This is a genomic window from Thermococcus sp. 2319x1 (genome assembly GCF_001484685.1).
Classification (GTDB): domain Archaea; phylum Methanobacteriota_B; class Thermococci; order Thermococcales; family Thermococcaceae; genus Thermococcus_A.
Window position 1 is genome coordinate 1,846,151 of sequence record NZ_CP012200.1, and the last position, 18,127, is coordinate 1,864,277.

Annotated in this window: 16 protein-coding genes and 1 pseudogene; 4 read left to right on the top strand and 13 right to left on the bottom strand. The window is 39.9% G+C overall.

Going from position 1 to position 18,127, the window contains the following annotated elements; translation table 11 throughout:
- The first annotated feature begins 40 nt into the window (after positions 1 to 40).
- Positions 41 to 1,105, top strand: a complete 1,065-nt coding sequence (locus ADU37_RS10260; RefSeq protein ID WP_144433270.1) for a hypothetical protein — start codon at positions 41 to 43, stop codon at positions 1,103 to 1,105.
- Positions 1,106 to 1,432: 327 nt separating this feature from the next.
- Here the strand turns inward: ADU37_RS10260 and ADU37_RS10265 are convergent, their stop codons facing one another.
- The 4 genes from ADU37_RS10265 to ADU37_RS10275 all read right to left on the bottom strand — a co-directional run bounded on the left by ADU37_RS10265 (position 1,433) and on the right by ADU37_RS10275 (position 2,614).
- A complete protein-coding gene (locus ADU37_RS10265) occupies positions 1,433 to 1,705 on the bottom strand; it encodes a PIN domain-containing protein (RefSeq protein ID WP_238981968.1) in 273 nt (90 codons plus the stop codon).
- Positions 1,702 to 1,854 (bottom strand): hypothetical protein, encoded by a 153-nt coding sequence (locus tag ADU37_RS11715; protein WP_238981969.1) that lies wholly within the window; start codon positions 1,852 to 1,854, stop codon positions 1,702 to 1,704. Before ADU37_RS11715 ends, ADU37_RS10265 begins: the two co-directional genes overlap by 4 nt.
- Positions 1,823 to 2,092, bottom strand: coding sequence for an AbrB/MazE/SpoVT family DNA-binding domain-containing protein (locus tag ADU37_RS10270; protein ID WP_238981970.1), 270 nt, complete (start codon positions 2,090 to 2,092; stop codon positions 1,823 to 1,825). Before ADU37_RS10270 ends, ADU37_RS11715 begins: the two co-directional genes overlap by 32 nt.
- Positions 2,093 to 2,344: 252 nt before the next feature.
- Positions 2,345 to 2,614 carry a UPF0175 family protein gene (locus tag ADU37_RS10275; RefSeq protein WP_158508497.1) on the bottom strand — a complete coding sequence of 90 codons (270 nt, stop codon included), beginning with the start codon at positions 2,612 to 2,614 and terminating at the stop codon, positions 2,345 to 2,347.
- Between the two features lie 634 nt (positions 2,615 to 3,248).
- On the opposite strand from ADU37_RS10275, the gene ADU37_RS10280 reads away from it, so the two are divergent.
- Together ADU37_RS10280 and ADU37_RS10285 are read left to right on the top strand one after the other, a co-directional pair.
- A complete protein-coding gene (locus ADU37_RS10280) occupies positions 3,249 to 4,730 on the top strand; it encodes a hypothetical protein (protein ID WP_058947494.1) in 1,482 nt (493 codons plus the stop codon).
- Positions 4,714 to 6,093: a glycosyltransferase family 39 protein gene (locus tag ADU37_RS10285; RefSeq protein WP_058947495.1), complete on the top strand. Its 1,380-nt coding sequence runs from the start codon at positions 4,714 to 4,716 to the stop codon at positions 6,091 to 6,093. The genes ADU37_RS10280 and ADU37_RS10285 overlap by 17 nt, the downstream gene beginning before the upstream one ends.
- Here the strand turns inward: ADU37_RS10285 and ADU37_RS10290 are convergent.
- The 7 genes and pseudogenes from ADU37_RS10290 to ADU37_RS10325 form a co-directional block, all read right to left on the bottom strand.
- A complete protein-coding gene (locus ADU37_RS10290) occupies positions 6,083 to 7,144 on the bottom strand; it encodes a glycosyltransferase family 4 protein (protein WP_058947496.1) in 1,062 nt (353 codons plus the stop codon). The two genes, ADU37_RS10285 and ADU37_RS10290, sit on opposite strands and share 11 nt — an antisense overlap.
- Positions 7,141 to 8,262, bottom strand: coding sequence for a glycosyltransferase family 2 protein (locus tag ADU37_RS10295; protein ID WP_058947497.1), 1,122 nt, complete (start codon positions 8,260 to 8,262; stop codon positions 7,141 to 7,143). The genes ADU37_RS10290 and ADU37_RS10295 overlap by 4 nt, the downstream gene beginning before the upstream one ends.
- The gene (locus tag ADU37_RS10300; protein WP_058947498.1) at positions 8,252 to 9,361 is read right to left on the bottom strand and encodes a glycosyltransferase family 4 protein; all 1,110 of its coding nucleotides are present in this window, start codon (positions 9,359 to 9,361) and stop codon (positions 8,252 to 8,254) included. The genes ADU37_RS10295 and ADU37_RS10300 overlap by 11 nt, the downstream gene beginning before the upstream one ends.
- A gap of 6 nt (positions 9,362 to 9,367) precedes the next feature.
- The gene (locus tag ADU37_RS10305; protein ID WP_058947499.1) at positions 9,368 to 11,344 is read right to left on the bottom strand and encodes a hypothetical protein; all 1,977 of its coding nucleotides are present in this window, start codon (positions 11,342 to 11,344) and stop codon (positions 9,368 to 9,370) included.
- 257 nt (positions 11,345 to 11,601) lie between these two features.
- Positions 11,602 to 12,213: a phospholipase D-like domain-containing protein gene (locus ADU37_RS10310; RefSeq protein ID WP_158508498.1), complete on the bottom strand. Its 612-nt coding sequence runs from the start codon at positions 12,211 to 12,213 to the stop codon at positions 11,602 to 11,604.
- 48 nt (positions 12,214 to 12,261) lie between these two features.
- A pseudogene (locus ADU37_RS11150) lies at positions 12,262 to 13,111 on the bottom strand (IS982 family transposase).
- Positions 13,112 to 13,231: 120 nt separating this feature from the next.
- Positions 13,232 to 14,047, bottom strand: a complete 816-nt coding sequence (locus ADU37_RS10325; protein ID WP_144433272.1) for a hypothetical protein — start codon at positions 14,045 to 14,047, stop codon at positions 13,232 to 13,234.
- A gap of 242 nt (positions 14,048 to 14,289) precedes the next feature.
- On the opposite strand from ADU37_RS10325, the gene ADU37_RS10330 reads away from it, so the two are divergent.
- Entirely contained in the window at positions 14,290 to 15,684 is a 1,395-nt protein-coding gene (locus tag ADU37_RS10330; RefSeq protein ID WP_144433274.1) for an SWIM zinc finger domain-containing protein, read from the top strand.
- 122 nt (positions 15,685 to 15,806) lie between these two features.
- Here the strand turns inward: ADU37_RS10330 and ADU37_RS10335 are convergent, their stop codons facing one another.
- On the bottom strand, positions 15,807 to 17,150 hold the full coding sequence (locus tag ADU37_RS10335; protein ID WP_058947503.1) for a nucleotide sugar dehydrogenase: 1,344 nt from the start codon (positions 17,148 to 17,150) through the stop codon (positions 15,807 to 15,809).
- 4 nt (positions 17,151 to 17,154) lie between these two features.
- Positions 17,155 to 18,102 carry a UDP-N-acetylglucosamine 3-dehydrogenase gene (locus ADU37_RS10340; RefSeq protein ID WP_058947504.1) on the bottom strand — a complete coding sequence of 316 codons (948 nt, stop codon included), beginning with the start codon at positions 18,100 to 18,102 and terminating at the stop codon, positions 17,155 to 17,157.
- Between the last annotated feature and the right edge of the window lie 25 nt (positions 18,103 to 18,127).

An 18,127-nucleotide genomic window follows, 5' to 3' on the forward strand; every position in this document is an offset into this window, starting at 1 on the left:
ATAAATCTCGCCCAGAAGATACTCAGAACGAGGGAAATACATGACAGGCAAGATATTGTCTGCAGACTCAAAGTCACTTGTCATTGTACGTAAAAAGCAGTTTAAGGCGAACATCGGTGTCGCTTTATTGTTTGAAAAACCGGAAAAATTCAAGGAAAATTGCATCAACTATTTTGAGAGCCTTAAAGGGAATTTCAATACCAAAAATCCAAGATATGTGTTCAAAAGCAAAGATATAAAGTCGCTCTTTGGGCATGATAAATCAACTAAAATTATAGGGGACTTTGTTTCCCTGATCAATGAATCTAAAGTTGCCGTTAGTTTTGTGTTCTCTATACTCAACACGAAGCGTTTAAAGGAAGTCAGGTATTACTCGGGGGACAATGCAGTAAAGACTGAAAAGCCCATGAAGTTTATAGACAAGTTAACGAGTTATTTCTCATACATAACCGCATGGAAGTCACTGAGAGAGCTAGGACTTAATAGCATCGAAGTTCATCTGGACAATTTCGATGAACAGGAATATACTTACGCATGGGATGAAGTAGTAGTATCTAACCAGCCAGTTATCTTCCCAAAAGGGGACCAAGTTAATCTTTTCATCTCCGCTGCAGACATCATACTCGAATACATTCATCAGAAAATTATGGAACAAAACATCCGGTTGGGAGTTAGAGAGATGGATGAGCTCAATGAAAAGCACTTAGGTCTCGATGATTTTAAAGTATTCTACAGCGGGAACAGGGATGTTAAATACCTAGCACCATATTCACGCAGGAAAATTCCAATTAGAGACTACCTCGCAAGACCAATGCTCTATGTTCTACCCGAAGGATTAATGGGAAAGGAAGAAAGAGCAGTTATAGAGAATTCCCCGTCCTTCCAGTATCTCCTTAGATTTGCCTCTGATATTGGAGGGGGATTGAAATTCATATCGCTTGAAAAGGATGCCTATAATATAAGAGAGGATGATATTATTGTTTACTTTGGGAACGAAAGCAAGAAAAAAGCTGAATATCTTAAAAAAGTACTTAAATATCCAATAGAAGTATATTCCATATTAGAAATCATTGAACGCTATGAGACAAACGCTAACGGAGTCTGACCGAAATATTTTTATACATGAGGCTTAAATGTTATAATGAGGGTACACTCCAAGTAGGGAGTGTGCCCGTTATCTGATCTTATATTCTTGTACTTTCTATATTGTTTTATGAAGGGTTTGTTCTCCGGATAATTCAACTATTGCCGTTTATTATCTGAAAGCTTCGTCCTTCAGGGTGGGGAGGAGGTCAGCTCATCTACGACTGGAGGAGAGAGAAGGGCGATAAATGGACCAAAAGGTTAGAAAAGAAGTTCAGAAGGATAATTAGTAGAGTCAAGATAAAGGGGCATTAACCTCCTAACTAGGAAAAAAGCTTCCTTCAATTTTTTATTCTTTTTGTAATAGTTCTTTTATGGCTTTTTCAATTTTCCAGACCTCAATTAAACCTTCTTTGCCAATCTTTTCAAAGTGCTTATCGTTAGTTATGATAACAGTCCTAGTTTTGAGGCAGGTAGCGGCGTGAACAGCATCAGCAACTTGGTTTAGAGGGAAGTACTTCAAACACTTAAGAACTTCCTCCCTTGAGGGATTCACGATTTTAGTCCTTTTTCTTAGAAACTCGAAGAAATCCATTGCATTAAATGTCTCTGCATACTTCAATACTCGGCAAGGAGGACATCATTCCCAACAAGCTCATAATCCGAAGTAAGCAGATAAAGGAGCAGATCCATTGTTTTTGTCCAGCCCTTTTTTACTGCAGCAATGAAAACGTTAGTATCAATCAGAAATCTTGTATTTTTCTTTGGCAACTCTATTCCCCTCTTCCTCTGTTTCCTTTTCTAGCTTGTCAATATCTACCTTCTTTGCCTTTGCTATGAGCTCTTGGGGCATCTGCTTCACATTAAAATGCTTTAATATTATTGTTTCATTGTCAATTTCTGTTACCAAGAACTCTTCCCCCTTCTTAATTTTCAGCTTTCTTCTAATATCTTTTGGGAGCAAAATCCTACCCTTTTCATCAACCTTTGTGATTCCAACTTTTCCCACCAATCTGGCTTTTGACAGAGAGTATTCAAAGATTTCCCAAATACTGTTAGGATAAGATGAGAATTTCAACACTCAACAACCTTGATCCAGCTTGCGTTTTTAACCTCATCGGAACCGGGCTTTCCTCTTCCTTTCTTAACCACTTCAATCCAAACAGCCTTTGGGATTATTATTTCCTAAAGAGCTCTCTTAAGACATTTAATTTTCCAACATTGGCCAAAGCTATTAACGGTCCAGAGTCGGAAACCACAATCATAGCGACCTCTCCAGGGTTTTGATGTCCTCTTTTGAATCTTCTTCGTCATATTGAAGAGATACGCCTTTTGATGCTAAAATTTCTATCATCTCCCATCTGCTCACTCCAGCAATTTCTGCGGCCTTGCCCAAGCTAACTATTCCCCTCACGGTAAAGTTCAATAGTAAGGTAAAGCCTCGCAACTCTTGGGGATCTTTCTCACTAATCCTCAAAATTCTTGCCAAATCTTGAGGGACAGAAACAAAAACCTCGCTCACAATAATCACTATAGGAAAATAGCTTGGAAAAGCATAAAAACTTGTCATCCAATGTTTTCTCATCCTAGAACATCAAGAGCAGAATTGCAACCTTTAGCTTGAGGAGAGTTTTCAGAGTTGCTAAAAGATATAGGAGAATGTGTTTTACGGGTAAGGGAGAGAAAGAGTTATGAATGAGCCAAGAGGTTACAGAAGAAATTTAGAAAAATTGGGGGTAGAATTAGGGATATGTTGTTAGTTAAATAATCTTAACCAAAATGTTTAGATTTTGGTTAATTATAATTGACTAGTGGTGATATTTTTCTTTTCCAAACCTCGCCGTTTACGGCGGTTTACTGAAGAACTTCCTCAATATTTCTGCTGTTGTATAAGATTTCACGAGGTTCTGTTACTTAAACTGACCTCCTCCCCGTCCTGAAAGGCGAGGATTCCTGCAGAGAGGTATAAGTATGCTAGTGAAATATTCACGAGGAACTATTCCAAAAGATACTACATCATCCGCGTCACTAAAGGAAACTCATTGGAATAATCAAAAACTAAACGATAGCCTTAAAAATGCTCACTCTTAATTTGAGTTGGCTTATTGTTCCAAGTGCTCCTCAGTTGGTACGAAGATCTGTAGAAGGAGACAAAGGTGAACCTAATGAAAAAATTAATCACGTTAGTGCTCCTCCCTTTACTCTTCACTTTCGCTTTAGCCAACATTGAAGAAGGTGAAAATTGGCAAGGCAACGGGGTTAAGATAGAATCCATGATAATTAATAGTAACATAATTTTAAAGGCAACATCTACAAGAGAAGGATTTAACACCTTAATTTCTCCTCTAGTACCTATGAATACAACCCTAAAATACTCGTTCCTAATAAAGGCTGAAAATACTAACGGGGTTTTAGCAGAGATTGCTTATTTTAATGAAAATAAAACTTTCATATTTGCCAAAAACGTTACGTTCATAGGAAAAGGCTCTTTTAAGTGGAAAAACATAGAGATAACAGCCACACCCTTTAAAGAAGCTAAATTCTCTTCTCTAGTGATTATAATAAACGGCACTGGGACGATTTATTTAGACAACCTCACCATTAGCGAGGTTAAAGCAATTGAAAAACCAAAGACAGAGACAACTACAACTGAAGTACCACCAACTACTACTCCATCCCAAACGGAAACGTCAAAAGAAATCGAAGCTACAACAACTACCCAAGAAATGGAAAAAGAAGCCTTAACTAATGAAACAGAAACCCTTCAAAGGCTTCTAATTGATGATGAAGACATTAAAATCGAAATCTTTCTAAACAAAACCTATCACCCAGGAGACACAATTAGAGCGGACTTTTACATAACCAATAAAAAAGGAGTAATAAACGAAATAGATATAAAGCTTGAAGTTTACTACTTCGGAATTAAGGTTTTCTCCTATGAACATCCTTCATGGCGTGAATATAGCAAAGGAAAGACAATTCATATCTTCCAGGAGTCTAAGCTCCCAATAATAACTCCCCCTGGAAAATACATCTTAAAGTTCTACATAACACCAGTAGGCAGAGAAACGAAAGAGATAAGCACATCAATAACCGTAAAGCCCAATGCAAAGTGGTTTTTGTTCGTTATAACTGTGATAGCTCTCTTTTCGGGAATAGTGCTTCTAGTTAAAAAATACTGGAAGTTGATAGCTAAAACATACAAAGAATTTTCAATTGGGCAAAAATTTGTGTTCTTCGCCATAATAGGGTTAATAACAGCGGCAGTTATCTTAGCGCTTGGAGCTGAAAACTACGCTAATGATGTTGCCATTGCAGTCTATTACCTCCTCGTTATTGGTGTGCTAAATGAATGGATTGAATATTTAGAGCCCAAGTGGGATAGGAAAGATGTAAGGGGAGTAGTTAGTGTTTATGTGCTTGCTTTTCTATTATATCTTTCAAAAGACAATCTTACTGCGTATCCTGCAATCTTAGTAGTTATTATCGGAGCGATCCTTAGTTTGCTAACTTTAAAACATGAAAAAAGAACAAAAATTGAACATCAAAAGAGAAGGGAACTTGAAGAAATTGAAATTGTTGAAGAAACAGAAAATGGGTTCATAATCTATGAGATAAAAGGTGAAAAGGATGAAAGAGAAGAATAAATTAATCTTGCTCTGGTTCATCCTGATCTTTATCCCTCTATTCACCTTAAGACTATTCCAAGATGAGATGCTGTATCTAAACATGTCCAGAAAAGCCCTCCAATTTGAATTTCTGCCTAGATCTTCACTTGTTTTTATCTTAACCTCCCCACTAATGGTGCTTAAAAATGTTGATTTCAGAGTTTTCCTCCCAAGGATTGCAACATCATTAATAACTCTCTTGGACTTGATTCTAATTTACAACATAGCCAAAATGTATTATGGAAAAAAAGCGGGATTCTTAAGCTCTCTAATGTTCTTATTCTCATTTGTTGCTTTAAGGTATGGTGCAAGATACACTCTAGAGCCTTGGGGAACTTTTTTTGCATTGTTGGCAGTCTATTATCTTGATACAAAGCCCATGTACTCGGCGGTTTCAATGGGTTTAGCATTTTGGGCTAGGGAGCAGTGGGTAGTTGTCTATCCCTTTTATCTCATCCTTGCAAAAATCAAAAAAGACCATAGAACTTTCATTAGAATATTGCTCGTATCTTCAGTAGTTGTAGCTTTGAATTTCCTATTTATTTTCTATGTGAGTGAATTCTATGGAGGCATTCATAGAGCCAGCGTTGTTTCGTATCCGTCGAAAACTCTTTCATCATACATATCTTTTATTCCATCCCTGCTCAGAGATTGGATGGAGTTTGTAATAGCTTTTCCATTAACTACAATTGGTTTTATCTATACCTTAATAAAGGACAGAAAGAACCCTGAGTTTTGGGTTATTATTCCATCAGTTTTGGTTTTAAATGGATTGCCAGGATTTATCCTAAACGGCCCCTTTGAGCGCTACACTTTTGGGCCTCTGGCCTTAATGAGCATCTTTTCCGGCTATGGGATAACCCAGCTTTACAATGATTTAAGATCCAAAATTAAACTTTTGGACATTTTAACAGTAGAAAAATGGGTCGCTTTATTTTTAATTGCCCAATTTATCTTTTTCAACGTCGCTGTTCTAAAGCTCAGCGACATAGGAGCAAAGGGAATCCAAGACTACGGCTATTGGCACGATAGGGAAGTTTTCAAGATTTTGGAAGAAAATGCTAATCCAAATGAATTTTTCGTAGGAACTCCTCATCCAGCTCTCCTTGGTTTTAAAAATTGGAAGTGGGCAGATAGAAATATACAAAAAGCCATAGAACTCAATCCAGACTGGTTGATAACATTCGAAAGCTGGGTGAATTTTAGAGAAAACCCACACGAGATCGATGAGCTGGAGATTTATTCCATAGGCCCCTACTTAGTAATTCACGCCAAGGAGAAAGGTGCCATAAAAAAGTACGTTGTTTCAAGTGATTTGAAGCTCTGGAAATTTAGGAAATGAAGCGTTTAATTGTTTTTCTCCCAATTATCCCCATTTTTCTTCTCGTCTTTTCATCCCTTAGCAAAAATAAGATCTTTTCTGCTAAGTCTTTTTCATTCAAATTTACCAAGCTTCCGCTCTTTCCCTCTTCAACAATAGCTGGGAACTCTCCCACTTTGCTGACTACAACTGGAGTCCCCAAGGCTAAAGCCTCTAAAACAACCATCCCAAAAGCTTCACTCTTGGAGGAAGGTAGGACTAAAATCTTGGCTTTTTTGTAAGCATCTATCAGCTCTTTTTTGCCCACATGTCCGAGGAATTCGACGTTTTTCTCAAGATTTAGGTCTTTGGCCAATCTTTTATAATAATCTTCTAAGTCCCCACTACCAATTACCATAAGTTTAACGTCAGGAATTTCTCTTTTAACTAAAACTAACGCCTTTAACAATAATTCTAGATTCTTCCACCTGTGGAATTTGCCCAATTGTCCTACGAAAAGAATAACATTTCCTTTTCCTTTGAAATCTGGCTCAGCAAGGAGAAAATCTTCACCAACTTTTGGATATTTTACTTTCGAATAAAATCCTTTTTTCCACAGAATCCTTTGAACGTAGCGGGAAACTGAAATGATTTTAGTGTTTTTCAGCGTTATCCTTTCAATTGTTCTTTCATAAAGCTCAGCGAGAAGGTCAACCCAAGAGCCCTTCTTTAGCTCTCCAGTATGATAAACAATTATTACAGGCTTTTTCAAGAGCCTGGCAACTAAGGAAGCTACATCTGCAAAAAATGGAACTGGAGTGTGAGCAATTATAAGCTCAAAATTTTTTCTTTTCATCATTGCTAGGAGCTCAAAAGGCAGGAGAAATCTAATTGGCGTGTTTGAAAGAATGAAGTTTGGCTTTTTTCTTAAAATTTTAATCTTGCCAATTTTCTCATCTCTGCTTTCTCTCTTTGTTGAGCATATAACAACTACTTCATTCTCTTTACTCAGCTCTTTTGCCATTTCATAGGCATATCTCTCTAACCCACCCCCTTCTGGATAAAAGTAAGGGGAAACCATTAAAATCCTCACTCAAAGCCCTCCTTCAGCATTAGAGAGCTTATGAAGAAGGAGAAAAATATCAGCTGAATGCTTAACGCTATCAGCGTCAATACTATTATAGCCGATCTTATTTCAAACAGCTCCCCGTATCCTGTTGCCCTCCACCTCAAGAATATCCCAACACCCAAGACTAAACCCACTATAAACAAAATTCCACCGAGCATAAGCCCCTCCTCTAAAATTGAGTACCTCATGAAAAATTTCGTTATTCTGTCTGGTCTATCCAGCCCTTCCTTAACGGCATAAACTTTCCCCGAAATCCCGAAGTTTATTACTTGAAAGCCCACTATAGTCAAGAGACTCCCCAGAATCATAGTGTGCATTCTTAGAGGATTCGTGTTGTAGGCATAAGCCAAGAGACCAAAGCCAATAATTATTAAAAATAAACCAGGGAGCAGGAACAGGTATGAGGGTGAATAGAGGAGCATTAGCCTTAAATGCCTCCACCCATCTCTGAACGAGTGAAGCTTTGATTCACCAATTCTTGGATAATAAGTTATGGGCACCTCCTTAATTCTCAAACCTGCTTTCGCTGCTTCTATCACCATTTCGCTTGCAAACTCCATTCCACGACATTTCAGGGGGAGCTTTTGTAGTGCTTCCCTTGTTATTGCTCTGAAACCGCAGTGAGCGTCTGAAATCCCTATTCTGAAAAAGAGGTTTAATGTTTTTGTCAAAAGAGGATTCCCAATATAGCGATGTAACCAGGGCATTGCTCCAGGCTTAATGTCTCCTTTCAACCTCGTTCCAATAACAAAATCTACTTCCCCTCTTATTAATGGCTCCAAAAGCTTTGGAATCTCACTTGGATCATAACTCCCATCTGGATCCATCATTACAATATACTTTCCTTTTGCAGTATTAAATCCCTCAATGTAAGCATCACCGTACCCTTTCCTTTCCTGTTTAATAACCTTTGCGCCTAAGCTCCTTGCGATTTCTGGTGTTTTGTCGCTGCTCTTATCTACTACTATAATCTCATAGGAGAGCCTCAGTTGATCCAACGTTTCCTTAATCTGCGGTATAATCTTGGCTATTGCCTCTTCCTCATTCATAGTGGGCAAAATCACTGAAACTTCAACGCTCATTTAGGACCCTCTCATAGAACTTTTCTGTTAGTTCAGCTATGTTCTCCCAATCGTATCGTTTAGCGTTTTTCACGCAATTTCTTTTAAATTTTTTTCCGCTAAAGAGCGAAATTTCTATGTATTCTGCTAAAGAGCTTGGAGTAGACGATGAAATAAACCCGTTATATCCGTGAATTATTAAGTCCTTAGATGCATTCATGGGATAATTGAGAGTTATTACGGGAAGTCCAGAGGCGTTCGCCTCCAAAACAACTATCCCAAAACCTTCACGTTTGGAAGGGAGGACAAAAACTTTTGAAGATTTTAGATAAGATATAACTTCTTCGTAGTCCCTAAGAAAGCCGAGGAATTTCACATTTTGGGATAGCTTCAGCACTGATGCTAAACTTACCAGTCTCTCTTTTTCTGGGCCTTCACCAATAATTAAAACTTTCAAATCAGGAACGTTATTTTTTACTATTTCCACAGCTCTTAGAAGCAAATCAACGTTTTTCTCTTTTATTAACCTTCCAACGAAGATTATGTCATATTCCTCATCTCTTCCACTTACTTTTTGTATTCTCTTGAAATCAATCCCATTCGGAATAAATTCGCTCGTCACGCCAAGAGAGTGCAGTCTCTTCTGAGTTAACCTAGAGACGGAAACATTGTTTTTTGTCAATTTACTCGTTACTTTTTCTATTTGGAGCCCAAATATTCCTAAGTCTCCTAAGTACTCCTTCCAGTACTCTCTCCAAACTTCATGCCACGTTATTACTAAGGGAGTATTCTTTATGATCGAATGAAACTTGGCCGAAAAACAAGAGAGGTAAGGAAACTGCTGGCAGTCTATAATATCGTACTCACCTTTAAATTTCAGGAAAAGCTTTGATGCAAAGTAAAGTGCCTCCCTTATTGATCTTTTTCCACCCTTATAGAGGTTCTTCCCTTTTCCTACTCCATAGAACTTTATATCCCCTAAGTTTTCTTCTCCCCATTGAAGGCCAAACCAGTGAACCTCATGTTTTTTAGCTAGTCTACTCCCTATTTCATAAATCCTTTTTTCAACTCCTCCTTTGATCCAGGGATAAACGGCATCATAAACGTATGCTATTCTCATTTTCCATCACTTAACTTTGAATATCTTGATGATGCCGCCGTCTGAATAGAATGGGGTTGAGTTTATGAACATTAACTGGGCAAGGGGCGTGTTAAATGCTTTTTCAGACATTAAAACGGCGTATCCGTAATTTAGGTTTATGTATACAACGCTACCACTTATTGTGCCTTCTTTTAGCTTTGCTCTTACTATTTCCTTGCCCCTCTCTACCCAAACTTCTTTTGGTGTGAACGTCATTTTTGGCGTCACAACTTTAACTTCCCAAGCATCCCCTGGTTTTGCTACAACTTTGTAACCACCTTTAGAAAACACGAAAGCTCCAAAAGTATACTCTAATGGCAGGAGCATAATGGAATATTCGCCACTATTTACACCGGCAGTCTCGAGTATTGCCCCAAACTTGTTAACAAGCTCCAAGTTTACAACCACATATTTAACCTGTCGTTTTTCAAGCTCTTTTTGGGGCAACAATCCCAAATAGTACTTAGCAACGTATGGAGCGTTCCCCTGCCCGTAAACGCTATCAGCTACTGTTGGTCTTTCTGCATAGTACTGAACAAACCCACCATAATCCCACCAAGTCAGGACTACATCACTACTGTTGGAATGCTCTTTTAGGTAAATTAATGCTCTTTCCCAATTTTTGCTCATAAAAGGCTTTGTGTTGTAGAGAGAAGCGAAAGAGAAGTATCCCACGGATGCAAAGACTAAGAAAATTAGAAAAATTGATATAACCTGCCTTTTTGAGCACTTCTCATCAATAATTTTCAAGAGGTAGGAAAAACCAAGCCCGCTCATAAACGCAACCCCTAAAGACGCCAAGAACACAAATCTAACCGCATTCACCAGCAAATAAACACTTGGGAGAATCCATCCCAAGCTGAGGAGGTTTATCACCCTGCGTCGCCTAAGCTGCAGGAGATAAAAGGGAACAAACAAGATGGAAATACTAAATGCCCTCCATAAATCTGAGACTTTTGGCCTTTGAAGCTCCATAATTGTTCCATAGATTCTATTTCCACTAAAATACCCAAAAGCCTTAAATAAAGACGCTATTTGTTCTCTGAATATTGTTAAGGACAAGAATCCAAAGAGGAATCCCCCTATAACAAGAACAAACAGCCGATATTTGAATTCAATCCTCACTTTTGAGAGAATTAAAAACACTGAAAGAATGAAGAGTGAAGGTAAGAAGAGGTATTTGACAAATATTATCGGAAAACTTGAGTACATCGGATTCCAATGGGGACCTGATAATATTTTTGCGATGAGGGCTCCTATCAATGTCGTGCTTAGAAGGGCAAGGGGCATGAAAATTCTTTCTTCTTCCCATAAAAATAGAGCAACCCCCCAAGAAAGGGCTATTCCAACTGTAAAAATAAAGAGTATTGGGTATCCCCACCAAAAGAATGCTGAAATCCCTAGTATAATACCAATTCCAAGGAATGAAAGGTAATAAGTAAGTTTCCCCCTGTTTTTAAGCGAAACTGACAGCAAAAATAACAATACAGAGAATAAAAACAAAATATAATTATCCCCTCTATAATAGTTTGCCATTGATCGGTGTATATGGCCGTAGCTCAATGATAGAAACAGTGCCGAAAAAATAGCCTCTTTTCTCCCATAAAAATTAAGCACTGCCATAAAGAAAAATAAAACCGTTAAAAGCCCAAAAATAACAGGCGTAATCCTAAAAGCATTATAGAGGGAAACCCCAAAAATACTCAGGGTTTTATAAACGTAGAGGGGAACATAGTATAATCCCAAAGGTTCTGTTATTTCTGCGCCAAAAGGAGCATTTGAAAGGGGATAATACTGCAAATTTCCTTTCAGCATTTCTCTTATAACAGATACGTGAACATATGGGTCAAAGCCAAATAAGTATCCACATTTAAAATAGGGATATATTCGATATGTGAGTGTGATGAATATTATTACTATGATGGCACTTATAGTTTTGGATAATTGTTTTATGCTTTCCATAACATTTCCCTAATCTTCTTTGGGTCCCACAATTATAAATTTTCGCCCATCGAGTATGGAGGCCACAAAGATTAAGTTAAGAGCTGAAACTAAGACAGAGATAACGCCGACCTCTTGGTAGGGATAGAGTCGAGAAGTCACGTTCCAAAATATGAAGCAAGGGAGGCAATTATTGGGGACATTGAGATCTGACCTCTTCCCAGCCTTGAAGGGCGAGGCTTTCAGGTTGTAATCGTGTAGTGTGGGCTGTGGCTAAATTAGCTTTGTTCTTCCTCAAGGCTCTCCGAGGTTTCAGCTAACATTTCGAGACTCACATAAAGTGCTTCCACAACCTGAGGCTCTTTGAACTTGAGCATGTAATCCCCGCCTTTTTCGGGCCTAAGTCTGGATAAGACATTAGTTGTTCCAAGATAGGCTACTGACTTGTCAATTATAACAGCCTTCTCATGCATTTGCTTCCGTTTGTGAACTTTGAATCCATAAGACTCCATGGCACGAATATTCTTAGACTGGAACTCTCTAGACTTTGGCCCCGTGAAAACGTCAGGATGCCTTGTGTGAATTATTACTTCCACTCCCCTATTCTTGGCTCTTATGAGTGGATCCATCAGCCAGGACTCCCTGTTAATTATTTCCGCATTTATGAAGGGGGAGTAAATTACAATTTCTTCTTTAGACTTGTTAATGTCATTAATCAGATTTTCTCTGAATTCCTCAACGCTTAAGAAGTCGGGCTTGAGGTCTTCAAAGGCTTTTTGGAGTAAAGGCCTCGACTTTATTGCCTGAGCTAGTGGACCTTCCCTTTCTACGAGTTTGTAAAGGGGGCCATACTTTTCCCTAATCTCACGGATTTTGTCCCTCAATCTCATGAGCACCACCTCCAAACTTCCCATTAGTTAAATGTAGTTAAAAATACCTTAGTTCCCACCACCTGTGAGGTAATCCCTCCAGATTCACAGCCAGAATCGCTCCCAAAATCCTAACAGCCAAACCCCTCAAACTAACACTCCTGCTCGGTTTCAGAAGAAACTCAGAAAACTTCGAAAACAAAGTCTCAATCCGCCTGCGAAAATCAGACAGGTACTTGTAAAACTTCCCCTCCCCCAGACTACTAATCTGATTCTCCAGCTTTACCGGCGTGTAAACAACACCAAACTTCAGGAATTCCTCTTCCAACTCCCTGCTGACATACCCCTTATCCAGAAACAGAAAACAGCCAGTAAACTTTTCAACAATCACCCAGAATTTCTCCCTGACAACGCTCACATCATGCTCGTTCGCCGGATCAATGGACAATAAAGCCAGCAAATTCCCGTCAGAATAACACGTCAGCTTGTACCCATAGTAGAACTTTTTTTAGAGGGGACAAACCCAACTGCGGGCTTTTCAGTTATGACTTCTGAAGAACCTACCTTCCCTTTCCTGTTTTTTCTGGCCAACTCTTTGGTCTCAACTGACTTCGAGTCGATTATTCTGACGTATTCCCTGGCGTGTTTTTTGAATAATTCTTCCTGAGTTATGATGAGGTTTTTCGTGCCTGTTCAAGCGTTCTGTCAGTTTGTTGTACCTGATTTTTGGGAAGAGTTTCATTTCCTCAATTAAAACCCTGTAAGCGTGCTTGTAAACTCTGTTAAAGTGCAAGTGTGCTAGTATTGCGCGTTACGCGTAGAGGCTGATTACTTCCCTGCAGGTGTTTTTCGGGTAGTGTTTGCTGACTATCGGGTAGATTTCGGATTTTATGGTCAGAATTTCCTGGTGGAAGTTCATCACGACCACCAATCAACCAAAAAATTTAAATGCATATAAATCTAACGACCCGATGGGAACTAAGGTTACTTAAAAAACTTTACTCTTAATGAGGGCGTGTTTAGTTTCACCTCCCGTTACTTAAACAGTACTTGACTCTGAGGAGGATTCTGTTGGTGTGATGAAACCTGGAGATTCTTTGTGTCCAAGTTTCGGATACTCTAAGAAAAATATCATTGTTGTGGTTGTGAGTGTTAGTGATATTGGGGCTGTAATTAAGATTCCGAGAATTATGCCAATGGTGTTTAGGTTAACTGTCAAAAGTGTCATGACTATTGATATTGGAATGGCAAAAAGGAGGTATTTTATACCGTATTCAGCGTATTTTCCTCCGTTAAGGGCCAATTCCAAGCTTTTTCTGAGTGCCTCCCCAAAGGTTAGTTCTTGAGAAACTATGAGGTAAGGAGTTCCGTAGATTAAATATGTCAGGAAAATCATTGTTGGGAGTGCGAGGAGTACAAATAATGGAGTTATCAATGCAAGGCCTATCATTACAAATAGAATTGGGAGTATTAGAACTCTGAACTTCAGCATCTCTACAAAGTATTTCCCAGCATTGTGGGGGAACTCATAAGTTCTATCCTCAAGTCCCTGCTTTATGCTTCCGAGATAGCCAGCTGCTAGATAGGATCCAATGATTGTGAACGCTATTAGTGAGATAAGTCCCGGAAGGGAAATGTTTATTCCAGGTTTTGGGTTTGGAAGTGAAACAAAACTCCAGAGATTGGGTACATCCTCCGGGAAGATGAATTTAACGCCAATATGAAATCCATGAAAGTCCAACACCCTCTCAATATTGTCAATTGAAAAGAGACTTGTAATCATTGGAATTAACATTAACGGGATGAAATCAGATTTTCTATACCAAGCCTCCTCCAAAAGCTTCATGAACTCCACCATAAACACCCCCATCTTTAATCTGACTACCTTGGTTCCCATCATGTTTTTAGTTGTGTGTTGTATGTTTACACATTAGTACTTCCTCAAGCATTCGGACTAATTTTAATTTTGATGGGAAGTAAGGTATATATAATAGTTTCTTCTAATTATCAGCTTTGAACTATTGAGCATTTTGATCTCAAAGGATTTCTCTTTAGTTCCACAAAATTTTTATCTAAGTTAATTGTCAATTTTTGGTAATGAGGATGGAAGAACTTAGAAGGGTTTTCGGGAGCAGGGTATTTGAGAGGGGAGAAAGATATTACAGAGAAGGGCGGGTTATTGGAGTTGTGAAGATAGGGGATAAGCTCTATGCAAAGGTTAAGGGGAGCAAAACATACGCAGTAGAATTCGACCTTAAAAAGAATGTGTCATACTGCACTTGTCCCTACGGAATGAACTGCAAGCACGGTGTTTCTGCATTTTTTGCCTATTCTAACGGTGAGTTTTTTGACGGCGATGCATTTCTCAGGTCTCTGGAAGATAGGAGCAAGTCGGAAATTCTGGAAACTTTAAGAGAAATACTTGAAGACAATCCAGATATCCTGCTTGGAATAACGGAGGACGTCTCCTCATACTTTAAGGGTCACATATCTTATGAGAGCGCTCTCAGGATTAACAGGATCCTCAAAAGAAAAAAGATCCCTAAGGAGAAGGCGTGGGAGCTCGTAAAATACATATGCAAGCACTACTACGATTTTGAGGGATTCTATGACGACTACAGGGATTTGTATTATGGTGACCTGGTTCTGGAACCTCTCTTCGAGCTCATAGAACGGGGATTAAGTAAAGAAGACTTTGACCACTTTGTTGAGATTTTAGAGCTTTCAGAAATTCCTGAAGACGTCTATAAATATGCATACGGTGTTTTGTTGAGAAATGCTTGGCGTTTCAGGGAAGAAATCTTAAACGCCAGTGATGTAAGCGTTAAGCTTAAAGCACCTTTGCTCGCAAAGATTGGGGAGAAGAAGAAAGCCGAAGAAATGATATTAAACTCCGATCTTAGTTTAAAGGAAAAGGTCGCTCTCCTCCTTGAAGTTAATCCAGAGCTTGCAAAGGAGCTTGGCTTAAAGCTCTCTGACTATTCTCTTCTCATAGAATACTTCGGGAAAAAGAGAAATTATGAGGAAGTTTTGGAGATTTATGCAGAGAGTGATGGTGTGGGCTACCTCGTAAGTTATGTCTGCGATGCCATAAAAGCCACAGGAAAATTGGACATGTTTGAGGAGATATTGAAGAAGGAAAGTAAAAGCATAGCATTCTTATGTGCCCTTGAGCTGAATCTTGGTGACAGGCTTGCTGAGCTCTTCCCCAGTGCCCTGGAGGAATATATGAAGGGGATGCTCTCTCGCAGTGCCATTCTGGACTCGCTCTCAATAATTCAAGACCTAAGGCCGTTGATTCCAAGCGTTGAGAGAATAATTGAATTTGAGGTCGCCAAAAAGGACAGAAGGGCATATGAGTTTGCGGCTAAACTTCTGAACCTTGTTAAAAAGGTGGATAGAGAAGAATACGAAAGGCTGGTGAAAAAGCTCAAAGAGAAATACCCGAAGGTGAGAGTACTCTGGGAGGTCCTTGAGCACCCAGCTGACTAGAGGAAAACACGACCAAAAGAGTTAAGCTAAAGGAGTCCTGTCTCAGAGCGAAACTTCACTGAGGCCTCTGATCACGCGGTGCCCCCCACTCTCGTTATTGTAGTGTCAAAAAATAGAAAGAGCTAAACCTTTCCGACTCTCAAGTATACAAATCCCAGTTGGTAAGCTTTCTTGTGGTTTATAATGTTTCTCCCATCCACAATCACTTTGCTTCTTACCTGTCTTGCTATTTCTCTTAAATCTAATTCCCTAAATTCTTTGTGGTCAGTTACTATGACTATTGCATCTATGTCTTTAAAGTCTTCTTTCCACTCCGCACCGAAGCGTTCCGCGTCTTCCGGAGTGCATAGGGGATCGTAGGCGTAAACTTTAGCCCCCCACTCCTTGAGTTCTTTGATTATTGGAATTGCCGGGCTTCTCGTAAATTCCCTAACCCCACCCCTAAACGTCAGACCAAGAACGAGAATATTACTTCCTTTTAGCGGCTTTCCAACCTCATTGAGCCCCTTAATAGTGAGCTCAACAACATGGTGAGGCATTGAATCATTAATCTCTCTGGCAGTCTTAATCAAGCGTGGATTCGTCTTTTTGGCCAAATTAATGACGAACCATGGGTAGATTGGAATACAGTGTCCTCCAACTCCGGCACCAGGCATGTGGAGGTGGCAGTAGGGTTGAGTGTTTGCTGCCTTAAAGACTTCAAGAGCATCTAAGCCATGCTCTTCACACCATAATGCCAGCTCATTAGCCAATGCAATGTTGACGTCTCTGTAAACCCCCTCAAAGACTTTTACAGCTTCAGCCGCTTTTATGGAACTAACTGGGATGACTCCCTTCTTGTTTATTGTCTCGTATATTCCGATAACTGCTTCTAGGGTTTTCCCGTCGCTTGCCCCCACAATTTTGGGATACTGCCCAGTGATGTCCCTAATAGCAGTTCCAGTCATTGTTCGTTCGGGAGCATGAGCTAAACCAAATTCTCCAAGCTTAAGACCGCTCTTCTCGAGGATTGGAATCAAGCTTTCAGTTGTTCCGGGTGGCATGGTGGCCTCGGTTATCACGATGTCGCCCTTCTGGAGTCCTTTTGAAATCTTCTCAGCCACATCATATACTGGATCAAGCTTGAGGTTGCCCCTCTCGTCGGTTAGGGTTGGAACGAGTATCACCATAACATCGGCCTGCTCTGCGGCTTCAACTCCGTCGGTAGTGGCTCTGAGCCTTCCTGCCTCGACGTTCCTCTTAACTAGCTCATCCAGGCCGGGTTCTTCCTTTACGTGGTTCTCTCCACGATTTATCATCTCAACGACCCTCTCGTTGATGTCCACCCCTATCACGTTGGCACCGTGATCAGCAAAAACAGCAGCCAAAGGTAAACCCATCTTCCCGAGACCATAAACAGCTATCGTAACTTTGCCCTCTTTGAAAACCTGCTTTACCTCCCCTCTATTTAAGCCAAGGAGCTTCATTTTCTCACCCCAGCTTTACTACCTCATCCCTCGCTGCACTTTCAAGAGCCTTAACGGCAACTTCTAAAGCATGTAAGCCTTCTTCTCCACTAACTAATGGTTTTTTACCCTCTTTGGCGCACTCAATGAAATGTTCAATCTCAATCCTAAGGGGTTCTCCCCTTTGTACCTTAGCCTCATGCACCCACTTATTGTCATAAATTGTCAAAGTTTGATTTATATAATCGAGATACGCTATTCCCTCAGTTCCAACAACGTTTAGCGTTCTCGTTTTATGAGGTGTTAGTCTGTTGGTTTCGATAACCCCATCAATTCCATTTTTGAAGCTAAGAAGAATAAGGGCGTAATCTTCAACTTTTGCAGGATGCTTTACGTTTCTTGCCTTTGCGTATACCTCTTTAACCCTCGAATCTACAAGGAAGCTCATTATATCTATGTCGTGAACTGCTAAATCGATTATAACCCCAACATCCGCTATTCTAACGACCATTGGGCCTACCCTTTTAGCATTCATCGTAACTATCTCCCCGAGCATTCTTTGAGATATCGTCTCTTTCAGCTTCAGTACTGCTGGGTTGAACCTCTCCACGTGGCCGACCATTAGAACAACGCCCCTGTTTTTGGCTGCTTTAATGATTTCTTGAGCGCTCTCAATGCTCTCAGCTATGGGCTTCTCAACTAAAACGTGAACTCCGTTCTCGATGAACTCTAAGGCGACTTGCTTGTGAAGGGAGGTGGGAACGGCAATGCTGACTGCATCAACCTCATTTACAAGCTCCCTGTAATCGGCAAAGGCCCTTGTCCTAAACTTCTCCGCAACCTCCTTAGCTCTTTCGAAGTTGGCATCTGCCACTCCAACTAATTCAACTTTGCCCTCTCTGGCCAATTCAGAGTAAATCCTCGCATGGTGAAAGCCCATGTTGCCAACTCCAACAACTCCAACGCGAAGCATTTTGATCACCCTTTATGAACAGCTA

Coding starts and splice junctions, on each gene's coding strand:
- ADU37_RS10260 (WP_144433270.1), top strand. CDS start 41: ATGACAGGCAAGATATTGTCTGCAGACTCAAAGTCACTTGTCATTGTA.
- ADU37_RS10280 (WP_058947494.1), top strand. CDS start 3,249: ATGAAAAAATTAATCACGTTAGTGCTCCTCCCTTTACTCTTCACTTTC.
- ADU37_RS10285 (WP_058947495.1), top strand. CDS start 4,714: ATGAAAGAGAAGAATAAATTAATCTTGCTCTGGTTCATCCTGATCTTT.
- ADU37_RS10295 (WP_058947497.1), bottom strand. CDS start 8,262: ATGAGCGTTGAAGTTTCAGTGATTTTGCCCACTATGAATGAGGAAGAG.
- ADU37_RS10300 (WP_058947498.1), bottom strand. CDS start 9,361: ATGAGAATAGCATACGTTTATGATGCCGTTTATCCCTGGATCAAAGGA.
- ADU37_RS10305 (WP_058947499.1), bottom strand. CDS start 11,344: ATGGAAAGCATAAAACAATTATCCAAAACTATAAGTGCCATCATAGTA.
- ADU37_RS10310 (WP_158508498.1), bottom strand. CDS start 12,213: ATGAGATTGAGGGACAAAATCCGTGAGATTAGGGAAAAGTATGGCCCC.
- ADU37_RS10330 (WP_144433274.1), top strand. CDS start 14,290: ATGAGGATGGAAGAACTTAGAAGGGTTTTCGGGAGCAGGGTATTTGAG.
- ADU37_RS10335 (WP_058947503.1), bottom strand. CDS start 17,150: ATGAAGCTCCTTGGCTTAAATAGAGGGGAGGTAAAGCAGGTTTTCAAA.
- ADU37_RS10340 (WP_058947504.1), bottom strand. CDS start 18,102: ATGCTTCGCGTTGGAGTTGTTGGAGTTGGCAACATGGGCTTTCACCAT.